Raw genomic sequence first — 24,947 nt, 5'->3', positions numbered from 1 at the left:
ATTAGTACCTCACCCTAGGGTCGATGAGCGCGGCAACGATATCCACGATGAAGTTCGTCACCGCGACAATTATTGCCATCAGCACCACGATCCCCTGCACGGCAACGAAGTCCCTCGCCTGCAGGTATTGCGACAGCTGAAAGCCCAGGCCTTTCCATTCGAATGTGGTCTCGGTGAGGATGGCGCCGCCAAGCATCATCGCGATCTGCATGCCCATCACGGTGATGATCGGGATCAGCGCGGGACGATAGGCGTGCTTTGTGACCAGGCGGAACTCCCGGACGCCGCGCGAACGCCCGGCCTCCACGTAGTCCTGGCCGAGCGTGCCGATCAGGTTGGTGCGCACCAGACGCAGGAACACTCCGGCGGTCAGCAAACCGAGCGCGACAGCAGGCAGTACGGCATGGGACAGCACGTCACCGAGCAGTGAAAAATTGCCCAGCCGCAGGGCGTCCAGCAGGAATATCCTGGTGGGCGACTCAACCCCTTGCAGGATGATCTCATTACTGGTGGTGGCGCGGCCGGCGACCGGGAACCAGCCGAAAGCGATCGAGAAAACAAGTTTGAGTACCAGCCCGGCGAAGAACACCGGCGTGGCGTAGCAAAGGATCGCGAATAGGCGAAGCGCGGCATCCGGTGCCTTGTCGCGGTAATAGGCGGCAACCATGCCAAGCGGAATACCTACCAGAAAGGCAACGATCAGCGAGTAGAAGACCAACTCAGCGGTCGCAGCGCCGTAGACCTTCAGGATCTCGGAGACGGGCTGGTTGTCGGAGATTGTGGTGCCGAAGTCTCCAGTGAAGATTTTGCCCATGTACTCGAAGTACTGGGTGAGCAACGGCCGGTCATAACCCGCGGCGTGGATGCGTTCCTGCAGCTGGGTCGGCGTAAGGCGGCCACCTTGGGACGCCGTGATCGGATCGCCGGTGATCCGCATCAGGAAGAAAACCATTGTGACCAGGATCAACACGGTCGGAATGATCAGCAGGAATCTGGTCAGGATGTACTGGCCGAGCCCGAAGCCGGATTTCGACTTGGCGCCCTTGACTATTTCAACAGCCGGGTCGACTGGGTCTAACAGGGGTGTAGACATATGTCCTAATCCTTACGAACTTGGTCGGCCCGGAAGCCGCCCACACGATTGAGGCGGCCAGGTGACTGATCTCCAGTCGCCTGACCGCCCTACCGTTGTTCAGTTCACGTTGCTTACTTTGCGATGACGCCGAGACGGAGTTTGAACGACGCGTCGAGCGTGTCTTCAACGCCCTTGACGTCCTTGCTTGCTACCGCCACCTGCGCACCCTGCAGATACGGAATCGTTGAAAGGTCATCCGCGACCTTGTCCTGGATCTCGCCCAGCATCTTCTGGCGCTCCGCCTTGTCCGTGATGCCGACCTGCTTGGCGATCAGGTCCTGGACTTCCTTGTTGTCATAGTGGTTGGCCAGGAAATTCTCTTTGGTGAAGAACGGCGTCAGGTAATTGTCCGCGTCCGAGTAGTCCGGGAACCAGCCCAGCTGGTAGGCGGGGTAGGCATCGGCTGTGCGGTCTTCGGAGTACTGGACCCACTCGGTGGACTGCAGGTCGACCTTGAACATGCCGGTCTTCTCCAGCTGATCCTTGATCAACGCGTATTCGTCGCCGGAGGATGGGCCATAGTGGTCAGGGCTGTACTGCAGCTTCAGCTCGACAGGCTCGTTGATACCGGCATCCTCGAGGCGCTTCTTGGCCCGATCTGCGTCGGCCTTACCATTTCCGTCGCCGTACTTTTCCTTCAGCGGCGTGGTTGCACCTGGCAACCCCTCCGGGACGAATGAGTACAGCGGCGTGTAGGTGCCCTTGTACACCTGCTTGGCGATGGCGTCCCTGTCAATCGAGTCGGCGACGGCCTGCCGAACCGCCTGAGCCTTCTTCTCGTCCGGGTCCTCGGACTTGGCACCAAATGGCTGAGTGTCGAAGTTGAAGACCATGTAGCGAGATTCTCCGCCGGGTCCCTTCTTCACGCTGACGGCGTCGTTCTTGCCGAGGTCCTCGACATCAGTCGGTGAAAGGCTGCGGTAGGCGACATCGATATTGCTCTTCTCGATGTCGAGCTTCATGTTGTTTGAATCCGTGTAGTACTTCATATTCACGGTGTCGGTCTTCGGAGCCCCCAGCAGACCCTTGTAGTTCGGGTTCGCCTTGTAGCCGACCAGGTCGTTGGCCTTGTAGCTGGTGATGTCGTACGGTCCGGCGAACGCCTTACCGTCGATGATCTCCTGGTCAGGGGTGACCGCATCGGGCGAGAAGACATCCTCGTCAACGATGGGCCCTGCCGGGCTGGTCAGCACCTGCGGGAATGTCTGGTCATTGGCCTGCTTGAGGTTGAAGACCACGGTTGTGTCGTCCGGGGTCTCAATGTTGTCGATGCTGCCGAGCAGGCTGGACGGGCCGTTCTCGTCGGCAATCTTCAGCTGACGATCAAAGGTGAACTTCACGTCCGATGAGGTGAGCTCGTTGCCATTGGACCACTTGAGGCCGGACTTGAGCTTCACTTCGTACTTTGTCGGCTCGGTGAAGTCGGCTGATTCCGCGATGTCCGGCTTCGGCTCGGCACTTCCCGGCGTCGAGTTCATCAGGAATGGGTAGATCTGGTTCATCACCACGAACGAGCCGTTGTCGTAGGAGCCTGCCGGGTCGAGCGATGTGACCTTGTCGGTTGTGCCCACGGTAAGAGCACCGCCGCCCCCGCCGCTATCACCGCCGCCGCCGCTGGATGTAGTGCATCCGCTTAGGGTCAGAACTGCCACTCCGGCGACCGCGGTAGCAGTAAGCCACCCCGATTTACGTGTCAACATCAGTGTTGTACCTCTTTCGAAAAAAAGATCCTGCGCGGCCGAAAAGGCCAGTCGCAATGATTAACAGGTAGAACCTTACCCGAATTATTAGTGACTCGTCTCACATGGCGAACAAGACGTGGAGTTTGGCGGCTCACGCTGGTATTGGCCGGGATCGGTGGGGTGCATACGTTCTGCGTACGTTGCCCGACAGAGAACGCGGACGGCATGCGAGGCCGCGCGCGCATTCAGACCTGTTCTGACACCCAGCTCGCGATCCTGCCGCAATCTGCCGGAAAGGCTCGTCCACAAGCTGCGGCTTCCGAGCGCGTTATCCACATTTCCTTCCCGACCGAGCGAAACGGCCAGGACGAGGGTGACGATGCTTCGATGAGCGTTCTCGATTTCCAGTCGCCCCGGGAGACGGACGACGCCAGGCAGCTGAATGGCCGGCAGCCTGGTCAGGGAGTCCGACGGGCGAGTTCGCGGCAGCCGAGCGGGGTCGCACTGCCCGAGGTGGCTCTCGCCCTTGCCGACCGCCGGAGCGGGATGCTACTCAGGCATGAATTGGTGGACTTCGGGCTGAGCCGGGGCGACATCGAGAGGTTGGTTCGGCACGAGCAGCTGATCCGGATGTCTGGTGGCGTGTTCGCCGTGGCGGACCTCGCCAAATACGCCGATCAGCGATATGCCTGCCGGGTCGCGGGCCACGTCTACTCAAGCCTGAGCCGCGATTCCTCCCGACTGTCTCCGCTGGCTGGACCGTCGAGCCTGGTAGTCGACCGCCTCCCGCTCTGGCGTCCGCCGCGACAGGTTTTCGTCAGCCGCGGACACGAGCATGGCCGGAATGAACGGCACACCACCCACAGCGTCGGTCCTGTTCCGCAGGCGAATCTGCTGGTGGGCGTCCTCAGCGGCGATGCAGACGAGCGAACTTTCGCTCGGACGAATACAGTGCGCAGCCTTCTCGACGCGGCTCGGTTGACTGACTTTGCCAGCGCCGTCGGTGCCGCCGATCGCGCCCTGCGCAGGGGACTCTGCGATCGAGAGGAACTCATGGAGGGTGCGGCAGCGATGACCAACCTAAAGGGTGTTGCCCGGGCGCGGCGTCTCGCCGAGATCGCCGACGGAAATGCCGCATCGCCCGGCGAGTCGAAGAGTCGCGTCCTGATGCACGAGCTGCGAGTGCCGATTCCCGTCCTACAGTTCGAGGTGGGGCTGCGCAACGGAGCTTTGGCGATCGGCGACTTCTGCTGGCGCTCGCACCGGCTGATCGGCGAATACGACGGCCGGTTCAAGTACGGCCGTCTCAATCCCTCGGGAAAACCACCGGAAGACGTTGTCTGGGACGAGAAGCGCCGGGAGGACGAGCTTCGTGCGCGTGGATACAGCGTCGTCCGCTGGACCACGGAAGACCTTCGCGATCCGAAGCGCTTCGCCGTCATCCTGACCGAGGCGCTGGAGCGGGAGCGGCGGATCGCCTGGCGTGGCCGGTGATCCGCAACATCGAACAGCCGCGCCCGGACAGAACGCGAGCTGCAAGTAAAACCGCTCACGCATGCGGACCCGTTCCTGCACACAGCTCGCGATCTGCTCGCGATCTGCGAAGCGGGGCTGCTAAACGGAACTGCGAATCCGCCGGAGCACGTCCGATGTCGAGTGGTCAGCAACATAGTCCAGGATCGCGATTTCGCCGCCATACGCTTCGACCGCCGCGGTTTCTTGCAGCATTTCCGGCGTGTAGTCCCCGCCTTTGGCATAAACATCCGGATGGAGCTGCTCGATAAGTGGGATCGGCGTGTCGGTGCCGAAAACGGTGACATAGTCGATGCAGTCGAGTGCGGCCAGCACGCCGGCCCGGTCAGCAGCGGTATTGATCGGCCGGCCGGGTCCCTTGAGTCGGCGCGCCGACTCGTCGGAGTTGAGCGCCACGACCAGAATGTCGCCACGTTCCTTGGCTTGACGCAGGTAGTTGGTGTGCCCCCGATGCAGGACGTCGAAGCAGCCATTGGTCAGCACAATCCGCTTCCCGGCCGCCCTGGCTGAGGCAATGCGGGCGAGGAGCTCGGCCTCCGGAACCAGCGGATCCGTACCGCCGTCCAGATAGCCGGCGAGGTCTTCGGCCGAACACACCGATGTGCCGAGGCGATGCACCACGATGTTCGCCGCGGCCTGGGCGAAGTCAAGGCTTGCGTGTACCGGTTCACCGCTGGCGAGGGCAAGGGTGAGGCCTGCGACAAATGTGTCCCCGGCGCCCGAGGCTTGCTTTTCAGTCGCCGGCCGGGCATAGGTCCGGTACCCGTTTTCTCCCGAGGAAACCAGGACACTGCCGAGTCGATCTAGCGTGACCGCAGCCGCTTTCGCACCGGAAAGCGCCAGCAAGTCCTCGCCCCGGGCGACAACCTGTTCGACCCGATCCTGACCGTCCAACGAGATGCCGAGAACGGCTGCAGCCTCCTGGGCGTTCGGCGTCACGAAGTCCGGCCGGAGCTGCTTCCAAATCCGAAGATCGTGCGCATCGACGACGGAAATCTCCGGACGCGCGGATCGGGCGGCAAGTGCATCCCGGACAGCGGACTGAAGTGCGCCTGATCCGTAATCACAGATCACCTCGGCGCTGGCGTCGCTACTTGCCAAGATGGCTGCGCCGGCGAGCCGGTCAAGGAGCTCAGCCGGCAGCCGCCGATCATCGGACTCGTCGATACGGGCGATCACCTGGTCGCCCGCTACGAGGCGGCATTTCGTCGTCGTTCGCACGGCCTCGCTGACCAGCAGGCCCGTGGTGTCAATGCCTGCCCCATCGACTAGCTCACGCAGCCGTTCCCCTGCCGGATCGGCGCCGACCAGACCGACCAAGCGCACCCTGGCGCCGAGCGCGGCCAGATTCATCGCGGTATTCGCAGCGCCGCCGGGCGATTGCTCGCGCCGGCTGATATCGACCACCGGGGCGGGAGCCTCGCGGCACATCCGCTCGATACTGCCGGTCCACCACTCGTCCAGCATCACGTCGCCAATGACAACGATCACGGGGGCTTGTTTCGCAATCCGGCCGGGAAGCTCTGCTGTGATTCCGGTAATCTCCGGGCGGGATGTCGTCATTGCCTTAAGCCTCACTCGCCGTTTGTGCGGCCGAGACGCGCACCACTTCGGTGCGGGTCATCTCATCCAGCAATTCAGGGCCGTACCCATGGCCGTGTCCACTCGTGCCGCGAGATTGCGCGGAACCACCCGGCGCGCCGCCGAAGACATTGTTGATCTTCATCGTTCCCACCGACAGTGCTGCTATCGCCTGCTGGGCGCCGACTAGGGACCCATCCCGAGTGTCAGTTATCGCGAGCTCCTCCGGCAGGTCAACGTTCATCTGCCGGGCGATACCCTCTGTTGAGGTTGTCATCTGCCTCCTCAGGACAAGTTCAAGCAGGGCGGCCAGGTCAGGCTGGTGCGCGATGGCGGATCTCAGTTGGCGAAGTCGCCCGGATCCGATGCAGCGGCCGTCCCCATACACCGGAGAGCTACCCGTTCTGCTGCTACTTACACATCGCCCCGGCACACTGGTTTGATCATTCAGCAGCCGGGGTATGCACCGTCGAGGCCGGTATTGCCGCAACTGTGAGGATTAGCTGTATGCAGGAACTGCGTTGTTTCGGTGCGGAACACGAAAAGTTCGACGACGTCGAGCTGATCGCGGTGCTGCGCGGCGGCGGATTGGGCGACCTGCTGTTCGCGATGCCGGCCATCGAGTCGCTGGCCGCTGCCTATCCCAGCGCCGAGATCACGCTGCTCGGCACCTCCCTGCACGAAGCCCTGCTTGCCAATCGTCCGGGGCCGGTCGACGACGTCGCCGTCCTGCCGCATATCGCCGGACTTAACGAACCCGCAGGCGCCGCTTCTGATCACGCCGACGCCGGTGAGTTCGTCGAGCAGCTTCGGCGGCGCCGGTTCGACCTTGCCGTGCAGGTGCATGGCGGCGGGCGGAACTCCAATCCCTTCATCCGCCGGCTAGGCGCCCGGCATACTGTCGGAACCACGACGCCGGATGCCGTGCCACTCGAACGCAACCTGCCGTACGCGTACTACCAGCACGAGGTACTGCGCGCTCTGGAGGTGGTCGGGCTCGCCGGCGCTGGCCCGGTGACGCTTGAGCCACGAATCACCCCGACCCAGGCTGACCGGTCCGAAGCTGCCGGACTGGTGATGCCGGGCACCCGCGGGCTGATTGCCCTGCATACGGGCGCCACGGACCCACGACGACAATGGCCGCCAGGCCACTTCGCCATCCTCGCCGCGAAACTCGCCGCCGAAGGCTTCCAGGTAATCCTGGTCGGTACCGGCGAGGATCGAGCCGTCGCCGACAGTATCGTGGAACGCGCCCTTCAGATCCTCGCCCCAGGCTCAGGACCCGGCGGCTCAGGACCCGGCCGCTCAGCACCCCGCGACTCAGCACCCGGCCCAGAGTCATCACGAGATCAGCTGATCTCATCGGCGGCCGGACAACTGTCGCTTGGCGGGCTCACCGGATTGCTGTCCTGCAGCAGCGCGATGGCTGGAAATGACAGCGGTCCACGCCATCTGGCGCAGGCTGTGGGCACGCCGACCGTTGGAATCTACTGGATCGGCAATGCCTTCAATGCGGGACCGTTGAGCCGCACGCTGAACCGGATCCAGATCTCCTGGCTGACGAAATGTCCGGTGTGCGGGGCCGACGTCACCCAGGTAGGTTGGACGTCGGCACGCTGTGAGCACAACGAATCCATCGTGGCCGAGATCGAGCCGGAGAGTGTATTCGCGGACCTTCTGGCAGTTATGGCCACGAATCCGGCCGCTGTGGCCACGAATCAGGCCGGTGTGGCCACGAATCAGGCCGGTGTGGCCACGAATCCGGCAGTTATGGCCACGAATCCTCTTCCTCGTGGCAAATAACCAGCTCACGCACCTCACAGAACTTTGGCTGCGCAAGCGCGAAGAGCACCGCATCGGCGACATTGCCGGGATCATTCAGCTTCGAATCGTCCCCCGGCTTGAACTGTTCGTCCCGATCATCGAAGAAGCGCGTCCGCATGCCGGAAGGAATGAGCGTTGTCACGCCGATCTGGCCCCGGGTTTCGGCAGCCAGCGCACGGCTGAATCCCACCACGCCAAATTTTGAAGCGCAGTAAGCCGTTGCGGCGGGCAGCGCTCGGAGGCCCAGAGATGAGGCAACTGTAATTGCCCGCCCGCGCGATTCCTTCAGGTACGGGAGAGCGGCACGGATCACCGCGGCCGTGCCGATCAGGTTGACCGCGATGACGAATTCCCACTCCTGCGCCGCGACCTCGTCGAGGTTGCCGCAGCGGTCGATTCCGGCCGCGGTGACCACGGCGTCGAGCCCACCAAGATCCTGCGCAACCCGGTCGACGGCGTCGGCTACGGCACCGGTATCCGCTACATCTACTTCGACCGCCGCAACACCCTGACGCACGTTATCGATATTTCGGTCGAGGATGATCGGCGTGCCGCCGGCGGTCCGAAGACCCTCCACGACTGCCGCTCCCAGTCCTGATGCTCCCCCGGTGACCAGAACCCTGCCTGGCAGGCTTGCGGATGGATTGATGATGCTCACTATCTAGTCCCTTCACTGATACTGATTTGCTGGCTTCGACGCTGGTCTGGCTCCGACGGCTGGTCCGGCTTCGACGGCTGGTCCGGCTCCGGGCTGGTCTCAGCCGAACACCGGCGTGATCAGCCCACCTCGGCAAGAGCCGCGGCAAGTCGACTGGTCGAGCGCGCCGGATAGAACGGAACCGTGACGGTGCGTCCGCCCCACGAGGCCAGCAGTCGCGATTCGGGCAGCTGGTCTGCGCTGTAGTCCCCGCCCTTGACCCACAGATCGGGGCGCAGGCTTTCCAGCGTCTTTTCCGGCGTGTCCTCGTCGAAGACAACGACAGCGTCGACGCATTCCAGCGCATTCAGCAGTTCGACCCGGTCGTGCTCGCCGATGATCGGCCGCTCGGCGCCCTTCAGGCGTTTTATCGAGGCGTCCGAGTTCAGGCAGACGATGAGGCAGTCGCCCAGCTGACGCGCGGCCGCCAGCGTTCGGGCGTGCCCCGCGTGCATAAGGTCGAAGCACCCACCGGTTGCGACCACGGTTCCGCCTGCGTCCCGGGTACTGGTTGCTATCCGCTGGGCATCCACGTACTGACCGGCCAGCTGGCCTGGATCGGCGATGCGGTTGAGTGTGCTGATCCCACCGGCCGCGAGGTACGCAGACGATTCGCGCACCGCCCGAGCCACCGCCTCCGGGTGCCCAGCTCCCGATGCGAGATCGGCAGTCAGCGAGGCCACGAACCTGTCGCCGGCACCGCAGGCATCGCCCTGCGAGTCGAGCGGCGCCGAAATAACCTGCGGAACGCCTACATCCCGACGTCCGTGCGCGATCAACGCACCTCTCGAACCGAGCGTCACCACCAGCGATTCACACTTCCACTCGGCGCGCAGGATGTCGGCCGCTTCGGCCACCGCCGGGATGTCGTCACCAGCGACGCCGCTCGCCCGCTGCGCCTCGGAAAGGTTAGGCGTTGCGACAGCGACTCCTGGTACTGGCGGCGCGCCCGAAGGATGCGGATCCCAGACGACAGGCGAGCGGGCCGCCTTGCGCTCCAGCACCTGGCGCAGCCGAGGATTCTCGGTCAGTCGCCGGCCGTAGTCGGAGACGATCACGGCGTCCGCGCTCTCCACCGCGGCGAGCATCTCGTCGGTGACCTCCGGCAACGGAGGGCGGGAGCAGCCCACATCGAAACGCGCCACGGACTGACCGGCCGACTGCAGCCGAGTCTTAACCGGAGTCGCCGCTCCGGACGGACCAGCGATCAGATCGATGTCGCGAAGATGTTCCCGCAATTCAGTGGCAGACTCGTCGTCGGACAACACCGTGACGAGAGACACCTCACGACCGTCCCGTCGTAGCATTCGGGCTACCAGTCCGGCACCGCCCGCCCGACGTTCGGTGGCATCGATATCGACCACGGGCGCGGGCGAATCGGGGCACAGACGGTTGGAACTGCCGCTCAGGTCGACATCGAGCAGCACATCGCCAACAACCGCAATCCGGGTGGTGCCACGTTGCGCGCTCATAGCACCGCCCGCGTTCCTGTCCCGGCTGACTGACCAGCTGTCCCTGTCCCAGCTGACAGACCAGTTGCCGCGTGTGTTCCGGCTGCGCTGGCCGGCCGCGCAGGCACCTCGGCCGGGCCGGCGGCTGCCGCGTCTGATCTGGCGACTTCGGCATCGAACGCCCGGCACATTGCGTGCAGCGCAATCAGGTGCGCCTCCTGCACGTTCGCCGCCTTACCGGAGATTGCCACCACCTCGTCGCAGGCCTGGGCGAGTGGATTCGGGGCGGGGCCGGTCAAGGCCCAGGTCGTGATGCCTCCGGCTCGGGCGGCCGCAACGGCGGCGAGGAGGTTACGGCTGCGACCGCTGGTGGACATCAGAACCAGCACGTCACCAGGACGGCCATGACCTTCCACTTGCCGTGCGTAAAGCCGCTCGAAACCATAGTCGTTGCCGATGGCCGTGACGGCGGAGGTGTCGCAGTGCAGCGGTATCGCCGAGAAGGCCCGCCGCTCGCCATCGAAACGTCCAACCAGCTCCGCGCTGAGGTGCTGCGCCTCGGCTGCCGAGCCGCCGTTCCCCGCGGTTAACAGCCGCTGGCCGGCCATCAGCCGATCCGCCAGTTCGACTCCCCACGCCGATAGCCGTCGCGATTGGCTGCGCAGACTCTCGACAGCCGGACCGATGTTCGCCAGATGCTCGAGCACTGAGGCGTAGGAGTCCGTCGGTGCCGGAGCCACAGCCGTCATCGCTGTCTTTCCAAGATCCTGGGCAGTCACAGCGCACTCCCCCCGACCTGCTGGAGCCGATCGGCACCCACTGTCCGGGCGGTGGCCAACCCGTAGGCCTGCTCGGTCGCCGCAGCAATTCGCTCCCAGGAGTATCGGGAATGCACTCGTTTCTCGCCTGCCTTTCCCAACCGCTTGATCAGCTTCGGGTTGCCCAGCAGGTCGCGCAGAGTGGCCGCGAGCGCAACCGGGTCACGAGGCGGCACATGGATGCCGGTCACGCCGTCCGTCACCGTGTCGATCAGTCCGCCGACCGTGGCGGCAACCACGGGAACACCGCAAGCCATCGCCTCCAGCGGAACGATGCCGAACGGTTCGTACCAGGGCGTGCACACCACGGCATCAACGGAGCGAAGCAGCGCGGGTAGTTTCTCGCGCGGAACCTGCCCACGCCAATCGATCTGGTCCGATACACCGAGCCGCGCGGCGAGCGCCATCAGGCGTTGCGCCTCGGCGTCGCCGGCCAGCCCGGCAGTGTCGGTGGCCCCGCCGGCAATCACAAGTTCGATGTCCGCAATGCCATCCCGCCGGAGGTGGGACAGTGCGGCGATGACGTTGTCGATGCCCTTTCGCGGGACCAGCCGGCCAACGGCTGCGATTCGTCGCTTGCCGTTACCGGGCTCGCAGGGGCCCTCGCCGCCGAACAGTTGCAGGTCGACGCCGCATGGCACGATCGACACGTTTTTCTGGTCCACGCCCATTGCCTTGAGCTCGAAAACCTCGTCTGAGCAGGTGGCGATGATCCGGTCCACCTGCCGACCGACCTTCGGCTCCAGCCATTCCCGTTCTCTCGGGCTGGTGTCCTGCCGGCCCTGATGCCGGCGCTTGACTGTTCCAAGTGCATGAAATGTCTGGACCACCGGAATGGCAGGTCCGTTTGTTTCCTTGCCCCGCCTGGCCGCATCCAGCGCGGCCAGGCCGGACATCCAGAAATGTCCGTGCACAAGATCCGGCGGGGAATCCAGCCAGTCGCGGGCGATGCCGTCGGCCAGCTTGCCGATATACGGAAGCAGCTCATCTTTGGATATCTGTTCTGCCGGGCCGGCGTCGATGTGGGCAACCTGAACGCCCGGATATGCCTCGACCCGCGTTGGCAGGTCCGGGTCGTCCCGCCGGGTGTAAACAGTAATGTCGTGTCCCCGGCGGGCAAGGGCGGCCGAAAGTGCTGCCACATGTACGTTCTGTCCGCCGGCATCGACACCACCAAGGGCGGCCAACGGGCTCGCGTGTTCGGAAACCATTGAGATCCTCATCAGGGTCTCCCTTCTCCAGGGGCTCTGCCAGTGACAGATGTCGGTCGAATGTCGGTCAGCACTTCATCCCAGCGTCGGAGGAAGTCGGCAAGGTTGTAACGGGTCAGCGCGACCTCGCGGGCCACCCGGCCGCGGGCACGCGCTTCGGCCGGGTCGGCAATCAGTTTCTCGGCCGCCTCACACAGTTCGTCGATATTTGTCGAGATGGCTCCGGCTTCCGGCGGAACGGCGCGGATGGCCTCGGTGGCCGCGAGCGCCACGACCGGCATCCCGAGATGCATCGCCTCAAGTAGCGCGAGGCCGAGCGATGTCCAGCGAAAGGGATGCAGGTAGACCCGGCGTTTAGCCAGTTCGTTGTAGAGCGACCCGCCCGGCAGGTCGCCGTGCACGTGCATGGCGGCATCGTCGAGGCCGAGTTGCTCCGGAAGACCGGCGCCGCCCATTCCGAAGACGTCGATCCGGCCGGCGTCGGCGAAACGAGGCAGCAGATCGGTTCCGGTGATTCGCCAGCGCCGCACCGGATCGTTGATCACGACGCCCAGGTTCGGCAAAACGCCTGAGTACAAGTCGCCGGGGTCCTTGATCCCGTGTTCGATCACCGTCGTGGCCGCCCTCCCGCTGTCCCAATAGACATCGTTGAAGTGCGTGACGTGGACGATGGGAATGTCGCTCTGGTCGCTCAGCGGATGCAGACATTTCGCGATGTCACCGCGCGGCGTATTGTGCTCCACAAAGACCGCCGGCATGTCCTTGCCGGCCCTGCGCCCAAGCAGCCTTTCGACTTCGGCCACTTCCTCGGGTCGCTGTAAGACGACCGCATCGACATCGAGATTCCGAAGCTGCTCCGGGTCCACCTCCCGCGCACTATTCGGCCAGTCCCGTCCGCCGCGACCCAGCCCCCACTGCCCGCCCTCCGGCGTCCAAGGCAGCAGGTACTGATGTCGGCCCTGAACGAATGCCTCGGTCCATGCGCCGTGCACATGCCACAGCAGAATCCTCAAACCGTCCTCACTTCCTTACGGTCCTCGGCTCGACCGGCGGCATGCTGCCTGTGCTGGGCGGCAGGCTCGGCTCGACCGGCGGCATGCTGCTCCTGCCGGGCGGCGCCGGGAGCGAGCTGCCGCACCGCCTCAAGGACGCGGACTGGACGGACCGACGACAGGCATGGATGGCCTGGCACGGGGCATTGCCGCGCTCGGGTGTTTCGGCACGCGGCCTGCTGATCTCCCAGCAGCACGGTCGGCACGCCATACGGTGCCCAGCGGATCGCCGGTACCACCGGCGCAAACAGGCTCACGACCGGCGTGCCGACCGCCGCCGCCAGATGGGCCGGTCCGGTGTTGCCAACGACAATGGCCGATGCTCCTGCGAGCACCGCGGCCAGCGTCCGCAGGTCCGTTTGCCCGCCCAGGTCTGTGGCGTAGGAACCTGCGACCTGAGCGGTGATCGCGGTTTCGCCGGGGCCGCCTGTGACCAGGACCCGATATCCGGCTTGAGAGAGCAGCGTGACCGCGGCGGCATGGTGCTCGGGGGGCCAGGCGCGGGCAGGTACAGCTGCACCGGGGTGCACCACAATGTACGGGTCCGTCCCGGTCAGCGCGGTCGCAGCAGGATCCGCGCGCACGGCGAGTTTCCCTGGGTCGCCAGCCGGAAGCCGGAAGCCAGCAGCCGCAGCGATGCACAGTGCGCGTTCGGCCTCCGGTTGGTCTTCCGGGAAGTCCTCGCCCGGCTTCAGCCGAACATCCAGCAGTGAGCCGGCGAAGTCGGTGGACGCGCCGGTGATCCGATCGACCCCGGAAAGCCGGAGCAGCAGGGCTAGCGGGAGCGGCGACTGGTGAAAAGAGGTCAGGATCACCGCCTCGTCGATCCGTGCGTCGACCATCTGCCGGTGCAAGTCTTCGATCGATGGCGCATCAACGGGCGGCGCTGGGTCAACAATCCAGGGCGACGCCCAGCTGATGACGTTTTCCACCCCGGGGAGCAGAGCTGCCGCACCGCTACCTTGCGGTCCGGCGAGCATCACCACCTCGGCTTCGGCTGCAATGGCCCGCACGGCAGGTCCGGCAAGCAGGACATCACCAACGCTGTCGAGCCGGGCAACGAGCACTCGCCGGTTCATCCCCGAACCTCGAGCTGAGAGGCGTCATCCGAGCTGAACAATCCGTCAATCGCCTCGTAAAGGCTCGCCGCCACGACCGGTGCACTGTCGATCTCGGTCGCCCGGGTGACCGGCGTGGGCACCAGAACCGTTCTGATGCCGGCTGCCGTTCCGGCCGCGACGTCGGACCCGATATCTCCAACGAAGGCCAGATCTGCCGGTGCCAGACCAAGCAGCTCGGCGGCCCGCAGCAGCATGCCGGGCTTCGGTTTGCGGCACTCACAGCCGTCGCTTTCCGCGTGCTGGCAAACACACCATACGTCGAAGGTGCCGAACAACTCGTCGACTCGTCGATTAACCGTCGCGACGTCTTCAGAGGTGAGCAAACCGCGGGCGACCCCGGCCTGGTTCGTGATCACGCCGACTCGTGCTCCCGCGGAACGTGCCAGCGACACCGCGTCCTGCGCCGTCGGCATCGCGCTGACCTGAGCCGGATCGCGGTTGTCTGGTACATCCGCGATAAGCGTGCCGTCGCGATCAAAGAGCACCGCACGCGGCAAATCCTGGGAGGTATTGCTCATACTGAGAAGCAGTTCCCCTGCTTCTTCGCGGTTAAACACGTCCCGCGCTACTTCTTCTCCCACAAGAAATACCCGGCTGACACTCAATTTCATCCGCCTGACTCCCAAATTTTGGGTTGGGAGAAAGGCTCTCGAGCATGACCGAGGAACTGCCCACCTTGGGAACCGCTGGTTCTCGCGCCAGCGCGTCACCTGAAAGACCCGGCACAGGATGACGTTTAGATTCTCGAGCTTTGGGCACAAGCCTGGTAACGCCGCTTAGCCGGTGGTGACGGCAGGGACGTCAAGCAGCTGTGCGTTTCCCTCCTGTTACGCCCGCGATCTGACATTGAAGAGGTCCCGGAGCAATATCTCTTAAGCGAGAAGGGGAGAACCATGACGCAGTATCCGCACAATGATCGGGACCCTGAGGTGGTCCCACCGCCTTCGGTCCCTGCTCAACCAACCGAAGTGTCCAGCGACGCCGGTCTGCATCGGGCAACCGGGCCTGATCGGAGCACAGGAACCGGATCCACAGTCGGTGGCAGTTCCACCGACACGGCGAAAGACAAGGCCAAAGAGGTCGGTCAGACGGCCGGCGATGCCGGGAAGAACGTGGCGGAGACGGTAAAAGGCGAAGCCTCAAGCGTGCTCGATGAAGTCAAGGAACAGGCCAGGAGCGTTACGCAACAAGCCGGTGAGCAGCTGAGTCAGCAGGCCTCGACACAGCAGGAACGTGCGCTGGACACCATCCGCTCGCTTCGCGACGAGTTCGGTTCCATGGCCGAGCACTCAGAGGATTCCGGCCTGGCAACTCAGCTGGTCCGCCAGGCATCCGAGCGACTTGACTCCGCGGCCTCGTGGATCGGCGACAAGGAACCCCGCGACCTGCTCGACGACGTGAAGAGTTTTGCCCGGCGTAAGCCCGCGCTCTTCATCGGCATCGCACTAGGCGCCGGAATTCTGGCTGGCCGACTCACCCGAGGAGTTGTGGACGACAAGAAAGAGCACTCGACGAGTGACGGTTCGCCGAAGCATGCTGATCCACTGGCGGCTCAAACCGGAACAGGCCCCACCGGCGACTATCTGGCTGGCAACCAGGCGGGCTACCCAGCCGGGAGCGAACCCGGCTATCCAAGCGGCGCGCAGCCCGGAAACCCGGCTCAACCTGGCTATACAGGTCAGCCCGCTGCTCCGGTAACTGGCGGCCAGCAGGGTTACCCAAGAGGCGGAAGCGAGGCCGGCTACACGTCCGGCAGCGGTGTCCGCGGCGCCACTCCCGGGGAGGGAATAAACCCATGACCAGCCATTCCGCGGGAGGTCACTCGGCGGCAGGCAACGCCGACAACGCGTCGGCTGCGTCGCTCGGTGACCTCGTAGGCCGGTTGACTCAGGATCTCTCCACGCTGCTGCGTCAGGAGATCGCGCTCGCGAAGGCGGAAGCACGGCAAACAGCACAAAAGGCTGGCGCTGGCATCGGACTACTCGTCGGTGCGTTGATTGCAGCCCAATTCGTGCTGCTGTTTCTCTCCGCGGCGCTATGGTACGGGCTGGGCACCCAGATCGGCTTCGGCTGGTCCGCAATTATCGTCGCCGTCATCTGGGCAGTCGTAGCGCTTGTCCTGGCCATGGTCGGCCGAGGAAAACTCAAGCAAGCTCAGGGCCTCCCGGAGACCGCGAGCACCGTCAAGGAAATCCCCGAGGCACTTAAAGGAAACGAGGGTCGGCAATGAGCGATAACCCAGACGAAATCCGGGCTGATATCGAGCGCACGCAAAGCAATCTCAGCAACGATGTCGATGCGATCGAGGACAAGGTCAACCCACGCAGCATTGCGCATCGGCAAACGGAGAAAGTGCGCGACGCCGCGGGAAACGTCAAGGACAAATTGTTCGGTGCCGACTCCGGGCCGGGCAAGGGTGGGGCGGCTTTGAAGCGCGCTGCTTCCGATGCTCCTGACAAGATCCGCGGCAAAGCCGAGGGCAACCCGCTCGCCATGGGGGCGATTGCGTTCGGTGCGGGCATGCTGCTCGCCGCATTGATTCCGGCCAGCCGCCAGGAAGAGGAACTTGCTGTCCAAATCAAGTCGAAGGCAAGCGAAGGGCTTGGCGACGCCGCCAAGGAGGCCGCCGATAACCTGCGGGAGCCGGCGCAAGAGGCGGCCACCGCGGTCAAGGATCAGGTGACCGATTCGGCGCAGACTGTGAAGGACCAGGGTGCCAGCGAAGCCGAGCGAGTAGGTGGCCACGCGCAGGAAGCCGCGCGGGACGTGAAGCCAAACAACTGACTTCGCCCCTGGCAAGGAACGCCGATCGCTTGCAAGCGGTCGGCGTTCCTTGCGTTCGCCACCCATCGCGCCGTGCGCGATTCGGGTCACGCCTACCGCGCCGCACATGTTCGCAGCCCATGCTTAGCCGCGCCAGGCTCCTTCGTCATGAACTGACTCGAGCTTGCGCTTCTACTGGACGATCGTTACCGTCTTATACAGGTCAAGAGGTCGGCTTCAGTCTTTTTTGGATGGTTCGTCCATCAGAAGGAATGAGCACACTATGGCTTTTGGTGATACTTCGAGCCCGTCGGCGGCCTCCAGCGTTCCGACTTCCGGGAACCTAGTGGGGACGTTCACGTACGACACCGCGGCCAAGACGTGGACCTGGTCGGACGAAATGTATGAGATCCACGGTTTTGAACCCGGGGATATCGTCCCGACAACCGGCTTTCTGCTGGCACACAAGCACCCAGACGACCGCTCCGATGTTCGCCGGGTCTTCATCCAGGCAACCTCGACGGGCGAGGCGTTCAGCCATTACTACCGGCTCCTCGATTCCCACAATACGGTCCGGCACGTTGTCGCCGTCGGACATGGAATTCAGGATGACGACAACAAAGTGACAAGGGTAAACGGCTTCCTGATTGACCTCACCCGTAGCCGCAAGGCGGAAATTCATCGCGAAACGCACGAAGCGGTGACCCGTTCGGCCGAGCACAGGGCCAGCATCGAGCAGGCCAAAGGAGCGCTTATGGCCTTCTATGGCATCGACGATGCGGCGGCATTCAGCATTTTGAGCCGGCACTCCCAGCTGGCCAACGTCAAGCTGTGGCAGCTGGCCAACGATCTCGTGCAACGCCTCGACCGGCCGAACATTGCGAAGAACTTCGCCGATTCACTGTTCGAGACCATTGGGGAGTCTGCGGCAGAAGAAGTCGCCACCAGCGACGCCCAGCCTTCCGGGCGGCGCTAGAAGGCTGGGCCAGGAACGCGAACCCTGCGCAGGCTGCCGGCAAGGAACGCGAACCCTGTGCAGGACCGCGATCGTCGATCGGCCGCGGTCCTGCCTGAAGTTCGCGGTCCTAACTCGGGACCCCAGGACTACTTGAGCCGCTTGCCCGCCGAGCCGAGGTGTTGCGCGGCTTCGACGACACGGGCCGCCAGCCCTGCCTCGGCCGCCTTGCCCCAGGCACGCGGGTCGTACATCTTCTTGTTGCCGACCTCGCCGTCAATTTTCAGCACGCCATCGTAGTTGCGCAGCATATGGTCGGCGACCGGTCGGGTGAAGGCGTACTGGGTGTCGGTGTCGATGTTCATCTTGATCACGCCATAGCTGACCGCGTCCGCGATCTCCTGTTCGGACGAGCCGGAGCCGCCATGGAACACGAGGTCGAACGGGCGATCCTTGCCGACCTTCGCGCCTACTTCATCCTGAATCGACTTGAGAATCTCCGGGCGCAGCTTCACGTTGCCTGGCTTGTACACGCCATGCACGTTTCCGAAGGTGAGCGCGGTCAGATACCGGCCCTTTTCGCCGGTACCCAGCGCCTCGGCAGTAGCCAGTCCATCAGCAATCGTGGTGTAAAGCTTGTCGTTGATCTCGTTGTCGACGCCGTCTTCCTCGCCACCCACGACGCCGACCTCAATCTCAAGGATCGTCCTGGCGGCGGCCGAAAGTTCCAGCAGCTGCTCGGCGAGCACGAGGTTCTCATCAAGCGGCACGGCCGAACCGTCCCACATATGCGACTGGAACAGCGGATTCTGGCCGTTCTTCACCCGCTCAGTCGATGCCGCGATCAGGGGCTTGACCCACTCTTCGACGGCATCCCTTGGTGCGTGGTCGGTGTGCAGCGCGATGTTGACGTCGTAGCTTTTCGCGACTTCCTCAGCAAAGATTGCGAATGCGGTGGCGCCGCGGACCCTGTCCTTGACCGTCGGTCCGGAGATGTACTCGGCCCCACCGGTGGACACCTGGATTATGCCGTCCGACTCAGCCTCTGCGAAGCCGCGGATCGCCGCATTGATGGTCTGGGAAGACGTAACGTTGACCGCCGGGTAGGCAAAGCCGTCGCTCTTCGCACGATCGAGCAACTCGGCATAGACCTCGGGGGTAGCGATCGGCATTTGCTGGCTCCTTCTTTGAGAACGTCAAGAGTCGTACAGGAGCCGCATCGACTCCGATACTGACGATCTTTCCATGCCTGCCGCAGGGTCGCCACCCACAGGGGGTGCTGGCAATACCTGCCGCACGGTCCACTTCTTCGATATGGTCGTCACTAAATTGCCACTACCAGAACCTACAGAGCGGACCGTTTCGCCTTGACTGTGCACAATGGAAGGCCCACGGAGACCGCCGGGGTGACCTCGAAGCAGGCGGTTGTCAGCTGGGCACTGTGGGACTGGGGGTCTGCAGCATTCAACGCCGTCATCATCACCTTCGTCTTCGCGCCGTACCTGACCAAGGGCGTGGCTGCGAATGAGACCGATGGCAGCGCACAGCTCGGCTACGCGCTCTCCATCGCCGGCCTGATCATTGCCGTAATAGCGCCAGCCGCGGGCACCCGTGCCGATGTCGCCGGACGGCACCGTTTCTGGCTCGGCCTGCACACATTCATCGTCGTCGCATCGATGGCCGGCATGTTTTTCGTCCGCGACTCTCCCGAGTACCTGTTACTCGGCCTGATCCTGGTGGCGACCGGCAGTGTCTTCTTCGAGTTCGCCGAAGTGAGCTACAACGGGATGCTGCTGCGGATCGCCAGCGAGAAGAACATCGGCAAACTCTCCGGGTTCGGCTGGGGCATGGGCTACTTCGGTGGCCTCGTCCTGCTCGTGTTGATGCTCTTCGCGTTCATTCAGCCCGATGTCGGCCTGCTCGGTGCCTCCGACGCCGACGGCTTACGCTACCGGCTTGTTGCCGCCGCCGCCGCTGCCTGGTTCGCCATCTTCGCAATTCCGATCCTGATCACCGGACCGAAAAATCCGCCGCGCGATGACGCAGTCGAAGCCAGCGGTCCCCTCGCCGCGGTCAAGGCATTCCTGGGCGATTACAAACGCCTGATACGCCGACTGGGTGAGCTATGGCGCGAGGACCGGCGCACCCTGCACTTCTTCCTGGCCAGCGCGATCTTCCGCGACGGACTGGCCGCGATCTTCTCGTTTGCCGGTGTTCTGGCCGCAGGCAGCTATGGATTCAGCGCCAGCGAGATTATAGTCCTCGGCATCGCGGCCAACGTGGTGGCCGGCACCGGCGCACTGATCGGCGGCCCGCTCGACGACCGGCTCGGTTCGAAGACGGTGATCGTGGCGGGGCTGCTATGCCTTATCGCCGGGACCGTGCCGATCATGATCAGCGAGAACCAGACGGTGTTCTGGGTGTGCGCGATGGTGCTGTCGTTTTTCGTCGGCCCGGTCCAGTCGTCATCCCGCACGCTGCTCGCCCGGATCACACCAGCCGGACGTGAGGGCGAGAATTTCGGCCTTTACGCAACGACCGGCAGGTCCGTCAGCTTCCTCGGACCTCTGGCCTTCTCCACCGCGATCAGTATCTTCGGGTTCCAGCGAGCCGGCGTCCTCGGCATCGCGGTCGTGCTGCTGCTCGGCCTGCTGATCGTGATCCCGCTCCGGGTCCGCCATGTCAGAGTCCACTAGCAACGGCTGTCCGGTACGGATCCTGCCCGCCGCGGCACGCAAGCAGCGCACGGACATCGGGGTCGTGCCGACCGAGCTGCTGCCGGAGCTCAATGGCGGACAACGCGACGACAGGCGAGCTGCGCGGAAGTACGCGTCAGCGCGGAGACAGCGGCGGCGATTGACTGAGGCCGTCGCCGGAGCCCAGTCCGCGAATCACGTCGGCGGCAGCCTCCATCGCGCTCATCTTTGCCCGCCAACCGAGCACCGTCCGAGCCCGCTCGGTCGACATCAACGGGGCTTGCGCCGCCATGTCGACCCAACCGGGATCTGAGCGCTGAACCCGAAGGCGCCAGCTGAGCGCGGCCGCGGAGCGCAGCACTGAAACTGGCAGGTCGATGGTGCGGCCGGCGCCCAAAAGGGATGGCAGGTTGTCCGGCCCCAACACCGGCTCGGCGGCTATGTTGAATGCGCCTGCTGCCTGTTGCGCGGCTACCTGACAATAGGCTTCTGCGACATCATCGGAGTGCACAGCCTGAAACTGCAATCTGGCCGGAAACGGCAGCAAACCGAGCGGCAGTCGGCCCAGCCATCCCTTTGGCACAAAGGGTCCGAGAAAGTACCGGCCGATCTCGCTTCCGGCCGCGCCCTGGAAGATCAGCCCGGGCCGAAGCCGGCTGACGGTGATCTGCGGATGGCGGGCCTCGAATCCATCGAGCAGTCGTTCCTGTGCGGCCTTGTGCCGACTGTAATGAGAGGTATGGATTCCGCCGGTGGGCCAGGTCTCGTCAACCCGGGTGTCCTTGGACGCCGGGCTGTAGGCACCGACTGACGACGCGCAGATCACATGAGGCACGCCGGCCAGCTCGGCGGCGGCCAGCAGGTTCGCCGTTCCGGTGACGTTTGTCCGGTAAAGAACGCTTTCCTGGTGGTTCGGCTGCAGCAGCCAGGCCAGGTGGATGACCGCGTCTACGCCACGCAGCACCGGGGAAAGTTCGTCGATCGCGGTTCTGTCGCCGACATCGATCTGGTGCCAGGTGACATTGTGGTACGGCGCGGCGGCCCCATCCGGCCGGCGCCTGCTCACCCCGACTATGCCGTCGACATCCGGACTCTCGTGCAACCGGCGAAGTATCGCCGTCCCCACGTTCCCGGTTGCGCCTATTACCGCGATTTTCATGGCTACCCCGTTTCGTCGGACGTTCGCTACCGCCGCCATTCTTCCGAGACTGCGGTTTTCACATACTTGCCGCCCGGTGGTGGTGCGTCAATGCCGCCGGGCGGCCGAGGCCAAAGCCGCCCGCCCACTGTCACACCCGTTGCAGACAACAGTTGAGATGTTCAGGCGTCGGCAATCACGACTTCGACCCCGGCCGCGCGGATTTCACTCAGCGCTTCGGGGTCGGCGCTTTTGTCGGTTATCAGCATTGAGATCTTATCGATGTCGGCAATCTGGGCTAGTGCGACTCGGCCAATCTTCGATCCGTCCGCCACCACTACGGCGCGTTGTGCTTTCGCTACCATCGCATGATTGGTCCGTGCCTCCGTCTCATCGTGAGTCGTCACGCCGGCCGAGGCACTCACACCGTCGGCGCCCACGATTGCGGTGCCGACGTTGACCGAATTGAATGTGTTCTCCGCCAGCGCGCCAACGAGTTCGAGTGATTGGGGACGCAGAAATCCACCGGTCATCACAACGCGCACATCCGGGTAGCCAGAGAGCAGTCCGGCGATGGTGAGGGAATTGGTGACGACGGCTATGTCTCGGTGCGTTGCCAGTTCGCGCGCAACGCTGGCGGTGGTGGTTCCACCACTGAGGGCTATCACGTGTCGCTCGGCGGGCAGTCGTTTGACCATCGCTTTCGCAATTGTCCGTTTCGCATCCTGGAATCTGGTGTCGCGAAGGGCGACCGGTATCTCCCGGCCGCGATCGACAGCGGATGCTCCGCCGTGGGTGCGCAGGATGAGATTTTGTTCAGCCAGCTCGGCGAGGTCGCGCCGAGCAGTCGCCGCCGAGATCGACAGTGTCTCCAGGAGATCCGCGAGGCTGATCGTCCCGCGCTCCGCCACCAGGTCGAGGATGGCCACCATGCGTTTCGCCCGGCGACCCGATGTCACGCGCGCAATAAGAGTCTCGGTAGATGTCGCGATCAATGTCCATCCTTCTTCTCGGTGCCGCCAGCCAATCAGTTCATCTGATCACTTTATACACGAATCACTCATTTTGTTGCGCGGATTACACAGACTGTCGGATGATCGCTGCATGACTCAGATTGTTTTCCTCGGAGCGGGAAGCGTTGTCTTCACCCGCCAGCTGCTCGCCGATTTGTTTCGCTTCGACGACCTTCCGTCGCTGCGTATCGTCCTCCACGACATCGAACCCGACCGGCTCGACGTCGCGCGTGGTACAGCGGAACAGATAGCTCAACACTTCGATCGTGCCGTGCAGATCGTCGCGACACTGGATCGCCGGCAGGCGCTGAAAGGTGCGGATTTCGTAGTCAACATGATCCAGGTGGGCGGGATCGAATCGACCCGTCTCGACCTCGAGATCCCGGCCGCAGCCGGACTTCGGCAGACAATAGGCGACACGACTGGCGTTGGCGGCGTTTTCCGGGCGCTGCGCACGTTCCCGGTGCTATCGGGAATCGCCTCCGACATGCTTGAGCTCTGCCCTGAGGCCTGGTTCCTCAACTACACCAACCCGATGGCGATGAACGTCTGGTGGATGTCATTGGTCGCACCGCAGTTGAAGACGGTTGGCCTCTGCCACAGCGTGTACTGGACGGTCAGCGACCTCTGCGGGCTTATCGGCGTCCCGCTGGAAGGAACTCACTACCGTGCGGCGGGTGTGAACCATCAGGCATGGCTCGTCGAGTGGTCCCGCGACGGCGAAGACCTCTACCCCAAGCTGCGTGAGGCGATTGCCGCCGACCCCGAACTCCGGCGACGGGTGCGGGTCGAGATCTTCGAGCGAATCGGCTTCTACCCGACTGAGACGAGTGAGCACTCTGCTGAGTACTTGTCGTGGTTTCTACGATCAGACGCCCAAATCGAGAAGTTCCGGCTTCGCCCCCTCGAGTACATCGGAATCTCCGAGGAAAACGTCGCCGAGTTCAATCAAGCCAAAGCCGCCCTTGCGGACGGCCGGTCCCTCGAACTTGAGGAGAGCGCAGCCGAGTACGCGCCTCAGATCATCCACTCGATCCTGACCGGTTCGCAACGCACGATCCACGCGAACGTCGTCAACCGCGGTCTGATCAGCAACCTGCCCGCGGGTGCGGTCGTCGAGGTCCCAAGCCTCGTCGACAGCTCTGGCGTTCATCCGATGCCCTTCGGCGATGTGCCGCCGCAGGGGGCCGCCCTGAATCGGACTTATCTCTCCGTGGCCGCCTTGACGATCGAAGCCGCCCGAACAGGCAACCCGGACCTTGTGCGTCAGGCAGTGCTCGTCGATCCCAATGCCAGCTCATCGTTGACCCCCGCGGAGATCTGGGCGCTCTGCGACGACCTCACGGCAGCACACGCGGACCTCCTCCCGGTCTCGCTGGGCGGACGACTCGAGACCGGACAATGACACTCACCCCAACGGCGGAGCTAATCGCGAGAGTCGTCGCCGAGGGCACAGCCCTACCGTCCTTCAACGTGATCGGACTCGAACACGCCGAGGCGATCGCAGCTGGCGCCACCGCCGCGAACAGTCCGGCGCTGCTTCAGATTAGCGAGAACGCTATCGCCTTCCGCGGGTCGCCTGAGCCCCTGCTTGCTGCCTGCCGGGAGATCGCCCGATCGGGCAGCACCCCGCTGGGTATCCACCTCGACCACATCGAAAACGAAGAACTCGTCGAGGACATCCTCGACCGCGCGGGCGAGTTCGGGGTCGGCTCGGTCATGTTCGACGCATCCAAGCGTGATTACGCCGACAATGTCGCCGCAACCCGGAGGGTGGTCGAGCGCGCCCATGCGCTGGGCGTATGGGTGGAGGCAGAACTCGGCCAGATCGGCGGCAAGGACGGCGCGCATGCTCCGGGCGTGCGCACCGATCCGAGCGAAGCGGCGAGGTTCGTCGAGCAGACCGGGGTGGACGGCCTCGCCGTTGCGGTCGGCAGCTCGCATGCGATGCGCAGCCGCAGCGCCGAACTCGACATCGATTTGATCCGGCAGCTCGCGGCGGCGGTGCCCGTGCCGCTCGTGCTGCACGGATCATCCGGCGTTTCGGACCCGGTCATCGCCACCGCCGTCGCTGCGGGCATCCGCAAAGTCAACGTGGGCACCGCCCTCAATATCGCCGCGACCGGCGTGCTCCGCGGATCGCTGAACGAGCATCCGGATGCCGTCGATCCACGCATCTACACCAGGGACGCACGAGCGGCGATGATGGAGCTCGTCCGCGCCTTCTGCGGCCTGGTAACTGAGCCCGGCCCCGCCTGACATTCCGGGCGGGCGACG

23 protein-coding genes are annotated in these 24,947 nt (G+C 64.1%); 9 read left to right on the top strand and 14 right to left on the bottom strand.

Translation table 11 applies throughout. The features are described from left to right. Nucleotide 1 precedes the first annotated feature (1 nt). Complete coding sequence (locus tag LWF01_RS00465) at nt 2-1,093, bottom strand: ABC transporter permease (RefSeq protein ID WP_349639071.1); 1,092 nt, start codon at nt 1,091-1,093, stop codon at nt 2-4. 113 nt (nt 1,094-1,206) lie between these two features. After that, the gene (locus tag LWF01_RS00460) at nt 1,207-2,835 is read right to left on the bottom strand and encodes an ABC transporter substrate-binding protein (RefSeq protein WP_349639070.1); all 1,629 of its coding nucleotides are present in this window, start codon (nt 2,833-2,835) and stop codon (nt 1,207-1,209) included. 369 nt (nt 2,836-3,204) lie between these two features. Between LWF01_RS00460 and LWF01_RS00455 the strand changes: the two genes are divergently transcribed. Then, the gene (locus tag LWF01_RS00455; protein WP_349639069.1) at nt 3,205-4,311 is read left to right on the top strand and encodes a hypothetical protein; all 1,107 of its coding nucleotides are present in this window, start codon (nt 3,205-3,207) and stop codon (nt 4,309-4,311) included. Between the two features lie 120 nt (nt 4,312-4,431). On the opposite strand, the gene rfaE2 is transcribed toward LWF01_RS00455, so the two are convergent. Together rfaE2 and LWF01_RS00445 are read right to left on the bottom strand one after the other, a co-directional pair. Continuing rightward, nucleotides 4,432-5,913 carry a D-glycero-beta-D-manno-heptose 1-phosphate adenylyltransferase gene (rfaE2, locus tag LWF01_RS00450; protein WP_349639068.1) on the bottom strand — a complete coding sequence of 494 codons (1,482 nt, stop codon included), beginning with the start codon at nt 5,911-5,913 and terminating at the stop codon, nt 4,432-4,434. A 4-nt stretch (nt 5,914-5,917) separates the two neighbouring features. Further along, on the bottom strand, nt 5,918-6,208 hold the full coding sequence (locus LWF01_RS00445) for a hypothetical protein (RefSeq protein WP_432761977.1): 291 nt from the start codon (nt 6,206-6,208) through the stop codon (nt 5,918-5,920). 230 nt (nt 6,209-6,438) lie between these two features. On the opposite strand from LWF01_RS00445, the gene LWF01_RS00440 reads away from it, so the two are divergent. Continuing rightward, entirely contained in the window at nt 6,439-7,734 is a 1,296-nt protein-coding gene (locus tag LWF01_RS00440) for a glycosyltransferase family 9 protein (protein ID WP_349639067.1), read from the top strand. Here LWF01_RS00440 and LWF01_RS00435 read toward each other — a convergent pair. The 7 genes from LWF01_RS00435 to LWF01_RS00405 form a co-directional block, all read right to left on the bottom strand. Next, a complete protein-coding gene (locus tag LWF01_RS00435) occupies nt 7,700-8,404 on the bottom strand; it encodes an SDR family oxidoreductase (protein ID WP_432762033.1) in 705 nt (234 codons plus the stop codon). The two genes, LWF01_RS00440 and LWF01_RS00435, sit on opposite strands and share 35 nt — an antisense overlap. Before the next feature lie 128 nt (nt 8,405-8,532). Further along, nucleotides 8,533-9,924, bottom strand: a complete 1,392-nt coding sequence (locus LWF01_RS00430) for a PfkB family carbohydrate kinase (protein WP_349639066.1) — start codon at nt 9,922-9,924, stop codon at nt 8,533-8,535. Beyond that, nucleotides 9,921-10,682: a D-sedoheptulose-7-phosphate isomerase gene (locus LWF01_RS00425; RefSeq protein ID WP_432761976.1), complete on the bottom strand. Its 762-nt coding sequence runs from the start codon at nt 10,680-10,682 to the stop codon at nt 9,921-9,923. Before LWF01_RS00425 ends, LWF01_RS00430 begins: the two co-directional genes overlap by 4 nt. After that, a complete protein-coding gene (locus LWF01_RS00420; RefSeq protein WP_349639065.1) occupies nt 10,679-11,944 on the bottom strand; it encodes a glycosyltransferase in 1,266 nt (421 codons plus the stop codon). Before LWF01_RS00420 ends, LWF01_RS00425 begins: the two co-directional genes overlap by 4 nt. Next, nucleotides 11,944-12,945 (bottom strand): glycosyltransferase, encoded by a 1,002-nt coding sequence (locus tag LWF01_RS00415; protein ID WP_349639064.1) that lies wholly within the window; start codon nt 12,943-12,945, stop codon nt 11,944-11,946. Before LWF01_RS00415 ends, LWF01_RS00420 begins: the two co-directional genes overlap by 1 nt. Beyond that, nucleotides 12,942-14,063: a glycosyltransferase family 9 protein gene (locus LWF01_RS00410; RefSeq protein ID WP_349639063.1), complete on the bottom strand. Its 1,122-nt coding sequence runs from the start codon at nt 14,061-14,063 to the stop codon at nt 12,942-12,944. Before LWF01_RS00410 ends, LWF01_RS00415 begins: the two co-directional genes overlap by 4 nt. Further along, a complete protein-coding gene (locus tag LWF01_RS00405) occupies nt 14,060-14,716 on the bottom strand; it encodes a D-glycero-alpha-D-manno-heptose-1,7-bisphosphate 7-phosphatase (RefSeq protein ID WP_349639062.1) in 657 nt (218 codons plus the stop codon). The genes LWF01_RS00410 and LWF01_RS00405 overlap by 4 nt, the downstream gene beginning before the upstream one ends. Nucleotides 14,717-14,998: 282 nt before the next feature. Here LWF01_RS00405 and LWF01_RS00400 point away from each other — a divergent pair, with 282 nt between their 5' ends. The 4 genes from LWF01_RS00400 (at nt 14,999) to LWF01_RS00385 (ending at nt 17,844) form a co-directional block, all read left to right on the top strand. After that, complete coding sequence (locus tag LWF01_RS00400) at nt 14,999-15,904, top strand: hypothetical protein (protein ID WP_349639061.1); 906 nt, start codon at nt 14,999-15,001, stop codon at nt 15,902-15,904. Then, nucleotides 15,901-16,335, top strand: coding sequence for a phage holin family protein (locus LWF01_RS00395; protein WP_349639060.1), 435 nt, complete (start codon nt 15,901-15,903; stop codon nt 16,333-16,335). The genes LWF01_RS00400 and LWF01_RS00395 overlap by 4 nt, the downstream gene beginning before the upstream one ends. Continuing rightward, nucleotides 16,332-16,889, top strand: a complete 558-nt coding sequence (locus LWF01_RS00390) for a DUF3618 domain-containing protein (protein WP_349639059.1) — start codon at nt 16,332-16,334, stop codon at nt 16,887-16,889. Before LWF01_RS00395 ends, LWF01_RS00390 begins: the two co-directional genes overlap by 4 nt. A 325-nt stretch (nt 16,890-17,214) precedes the next feature. Next, a complete protein-coding gene (locus LWF01_RS00385; RefSeq protein ID WP_349639058.1) occupies nt 17,215-17,844 on the top strand; it encodes a PAS and ANTAR domain-containing protein in 630 nt (209 codons plus the stop codon). 128 nt (nt 17,845-17,972) lie between these two features. Here the strand turns inward: LWF01_RS00385 and fbaA are convergent, their stop codons facing one another. Then, nucleotides 17,973-18,995, bottom strand: coding sequence for a class II fructose-bisphosphate aldolase (gene fbaA / locus LWF01_RS00380; RefSeq protein WP_349639057.1), 1,023 nt, complete (start codon nt 18,993-18,995; stop codon nt 17,973-17,975). A gap of 234 nt (nt 18,996-19,229) precedes the next feature. On the opposite strand from fbaA, the gene LWF01_RS00375 reads away from it, so the two are divergent. Beyond that, nucleotides 19,230-20,519, top strand: coding sequence for an MFS transporter (locus tag LWF01_RS00375; protein ID WP_349639056.1), 1,290 nt, complete (start codon nt 19,230-19,232; stop codon nt 20,517-20,519). A gap of 136 nt (nt 20,520-20,655) precedes the next feature. Here LWF01_RS00375 and LWF01_RS00370 read toward each other — a convergent pair whose 3' ends face one another. Together LWF01_RS00370 and LWF01_RS00365 are read right to left on the bottom strand one after the other, a co-directional pair. Continuing rightward, nucleotides 20,656-21,678 carry an NAD-dependent epimerase/dehydratase family protein gene (locus tag LWF01_RS00370; protein ID WP_349639055.1) on the bottom strand — a complete coding sequence of 341 codons (1,023 nt, stop codon included), beginning with the start codon at nt 21,676-21,678 and terminating at the stop codon, nt 20,656-20,658. A gap of 161 nt (nt 21,679-21,839) precedes the next feature. Further along, nucleotides 21,840-22,652 (bottom strand): DeoR/GlpR family DNA-binding transcription regulator, encoded by an 813-nt coding sequence (locus LWF01_RS00365; protein ID WP_349639054.1) that lies wholly within the window; start codon nt 22,650-22,652, stop codon nt 21,840-21,842. A 109-nt stretch (nt 22,653-22,761) separates the two neighbouring features. On the opposite strand from LWF01_RS00365, the gene LWF01_RS00360 reads away from it, so the two are divergent. Together LWF01_RS00360 and LWF01_RS00355 are read left to right on the top strand one after the other, a co-directional pair. Further along, nucleotides 22,762-24,075 (top strand): alpha-glucosidase/alpha-galactosidase, encoded by a 1,314-nt coding sequence (locus LWF01_RS00360; RefSeq protein WP_349639053.1) that lies wholly within the window; start codon nt 22,762-22,764, stop codon nt 24,073-24,075. Continuing rightward, the gene (locus LWF01_RS00355; protein WP_349639052.1) at nt 24,072-24,929 is read left to right on the top strand and encodes a class II fructose-bisphosphate aldolase; all 858 of its coding nucleotides are present in this window, start codon (nt 24,072-24,074) and stop codon (nt 24,927-24,929) included. The genes LWF01_RS00360 and LWF01_RS00355 overlap by 4 nt, the downstream gene beginning before the upstream one ends. Nucleotides 24,930-24,947 lie beyond the last annotated feature (18 nt).

It is taken from the genome of Saxibacter everestensis (assembly GCF_025787225.1).
GTDB classification, from domain to species: domain Bacteria; phylum Actinomycetota; class Actinomycetes; order Actinomycetales; family Brevibacteriaceae; genus Saxibacter; species Saxibacter everestensis.
The sequence above is the reverse complement of the archived record's forward strand: the minus strand, read 5'-3'. Positions and strand labels throughout refer to the sequence as shown.

What these genes read in the sequence shown, in the direction of transcription:
- LWF01_RS00465 (WP_349639071.1), bottom strand. Translation starts at nt 1,093, where the DNA reads ATGTCTACACCCCTGTTAGACCCAGTCGACCCGGCTGTTGAAATAGTC.
- LWF01_RS00460 (WP_349639070.1), bottom strand. Translation starts at nt 2,835, where the DNA reads ATGTTGACACGTAAATCGGGGTGGCTTACTGCTACCGCGGTCGCCGGA.
- LWF01_RS00455 (WP_349639069.1), top strand. Translation starts at nt 3,205, where the DNA reads ATGAGCGTTCTCGATTTCCAGTCGCCCCGGGAGACGGACGACGCCAGG.
- rfaE2 (WP_349639068.1), bottom strand. Translation starts at nt 5,913, where the DNA reads ATGACGACATCCCGCCCGGAGATTACCGGAATCACAGCAGAGCTTCCC.
- LWF01_RS00445 (WP_432761977.1), bottom strand. Translation starts at nt 6,208, where the DNA reads ATGACAACCTCAACAGAGGGTATCGCCCGGCAGATGAACGTTGACCTG.
- LWF01_RS00440 (WP_349639067.1), top strand. Translation starts at nt 6,439, where the DNA reads ATGCAGGAACTGCGTTGTTTCGGTGCGGAACACGAAAAGTTCGACGAC.
- LWF01_RS00430 (WP_349639066.1), bottom strand. Translation starts at nt 9,924, where the DNA reads ATGAGCGCGCAACGTGGCACCACCCGGATTGCGGTTGTTGGCGATGTG.
- LWF01_RS00420 (WP_349639065.1), bottom strand. Translation starts at nt 11,944, where the DNA reads ATGAGGATCTCAATGGTTTCCGAACACGCGAGCCCGTTGGCCGCCCTT.
- LWF01_RS00410 (WP_349639063.1), bottom strand. Translation starts at nt 14,063, where the DNA reads ATGAACCGGCGAGTGCTCGTTGCCCGGCTCGACAGCGTTGGTGATGTC.
- LWF01_RS00405 (WP_349639062.1), bottom strand. Translation starts at nt 14,716, where the DNA reads ATGAAATTGAGTGTCAGCCGGGTATTTCTTGTGGGAGAAGAAGTAGCG.
- LWF01_RS00400 (WP_349639061.1), top strand. Translation starts at nt 14,999, where the DNA reads ATGACGCAGTATCCGCACAATGATCGGGACCCTGAGGTGGTCCCACCG.
- LWF01_RS00395 (WP_349639060.1), top strand. Translation starts at nt 15,901, where the DNA reads ATGACCAGCCATTCCGCGGGAGGTCACTCGGCGGCAGGCAACGCCGAC.
- LWF01_RS00390 (WP_349639059.1), top strand. Translation starts at nt 16,332, where the DNA reads ATGAGCGATAACCCAGACGAAATCCGGGCTGATATCGAGCGCACGCAA.
- fbaA (WP_349639057.1), bottom strand. Translation starts at nt 18,995, where the DNA reads ATGCCGATCGCTACCCCCGAGGTCTATGCCGAGTTGCTCGATCGTGCG.
- LWF01_RS00370 (WP_349639055.1), bottom strand. Translation starts at nt 21,678, where the DNA reads ATGAAAATCGCGGTAATAGGCGCAACCGGGAACGTGGGGACGGCGATA.
- LWF01_RS00360 (WP_349639053.1), top strand. Translation starts at nt 22,762, where the DNA reads ATGACTCAGATTGTTTTCCTCGGAGCGGGAAGCGTTGTCTTCACCCGC.
- LWF01_RS00355 (WP_349639052.1), top strand. Translation starts at nt 24,072, where the DNA reads ATGACACTCACCCCAACGGCGGAGCTAATCGCGAGAGTCGTCGCCGAG.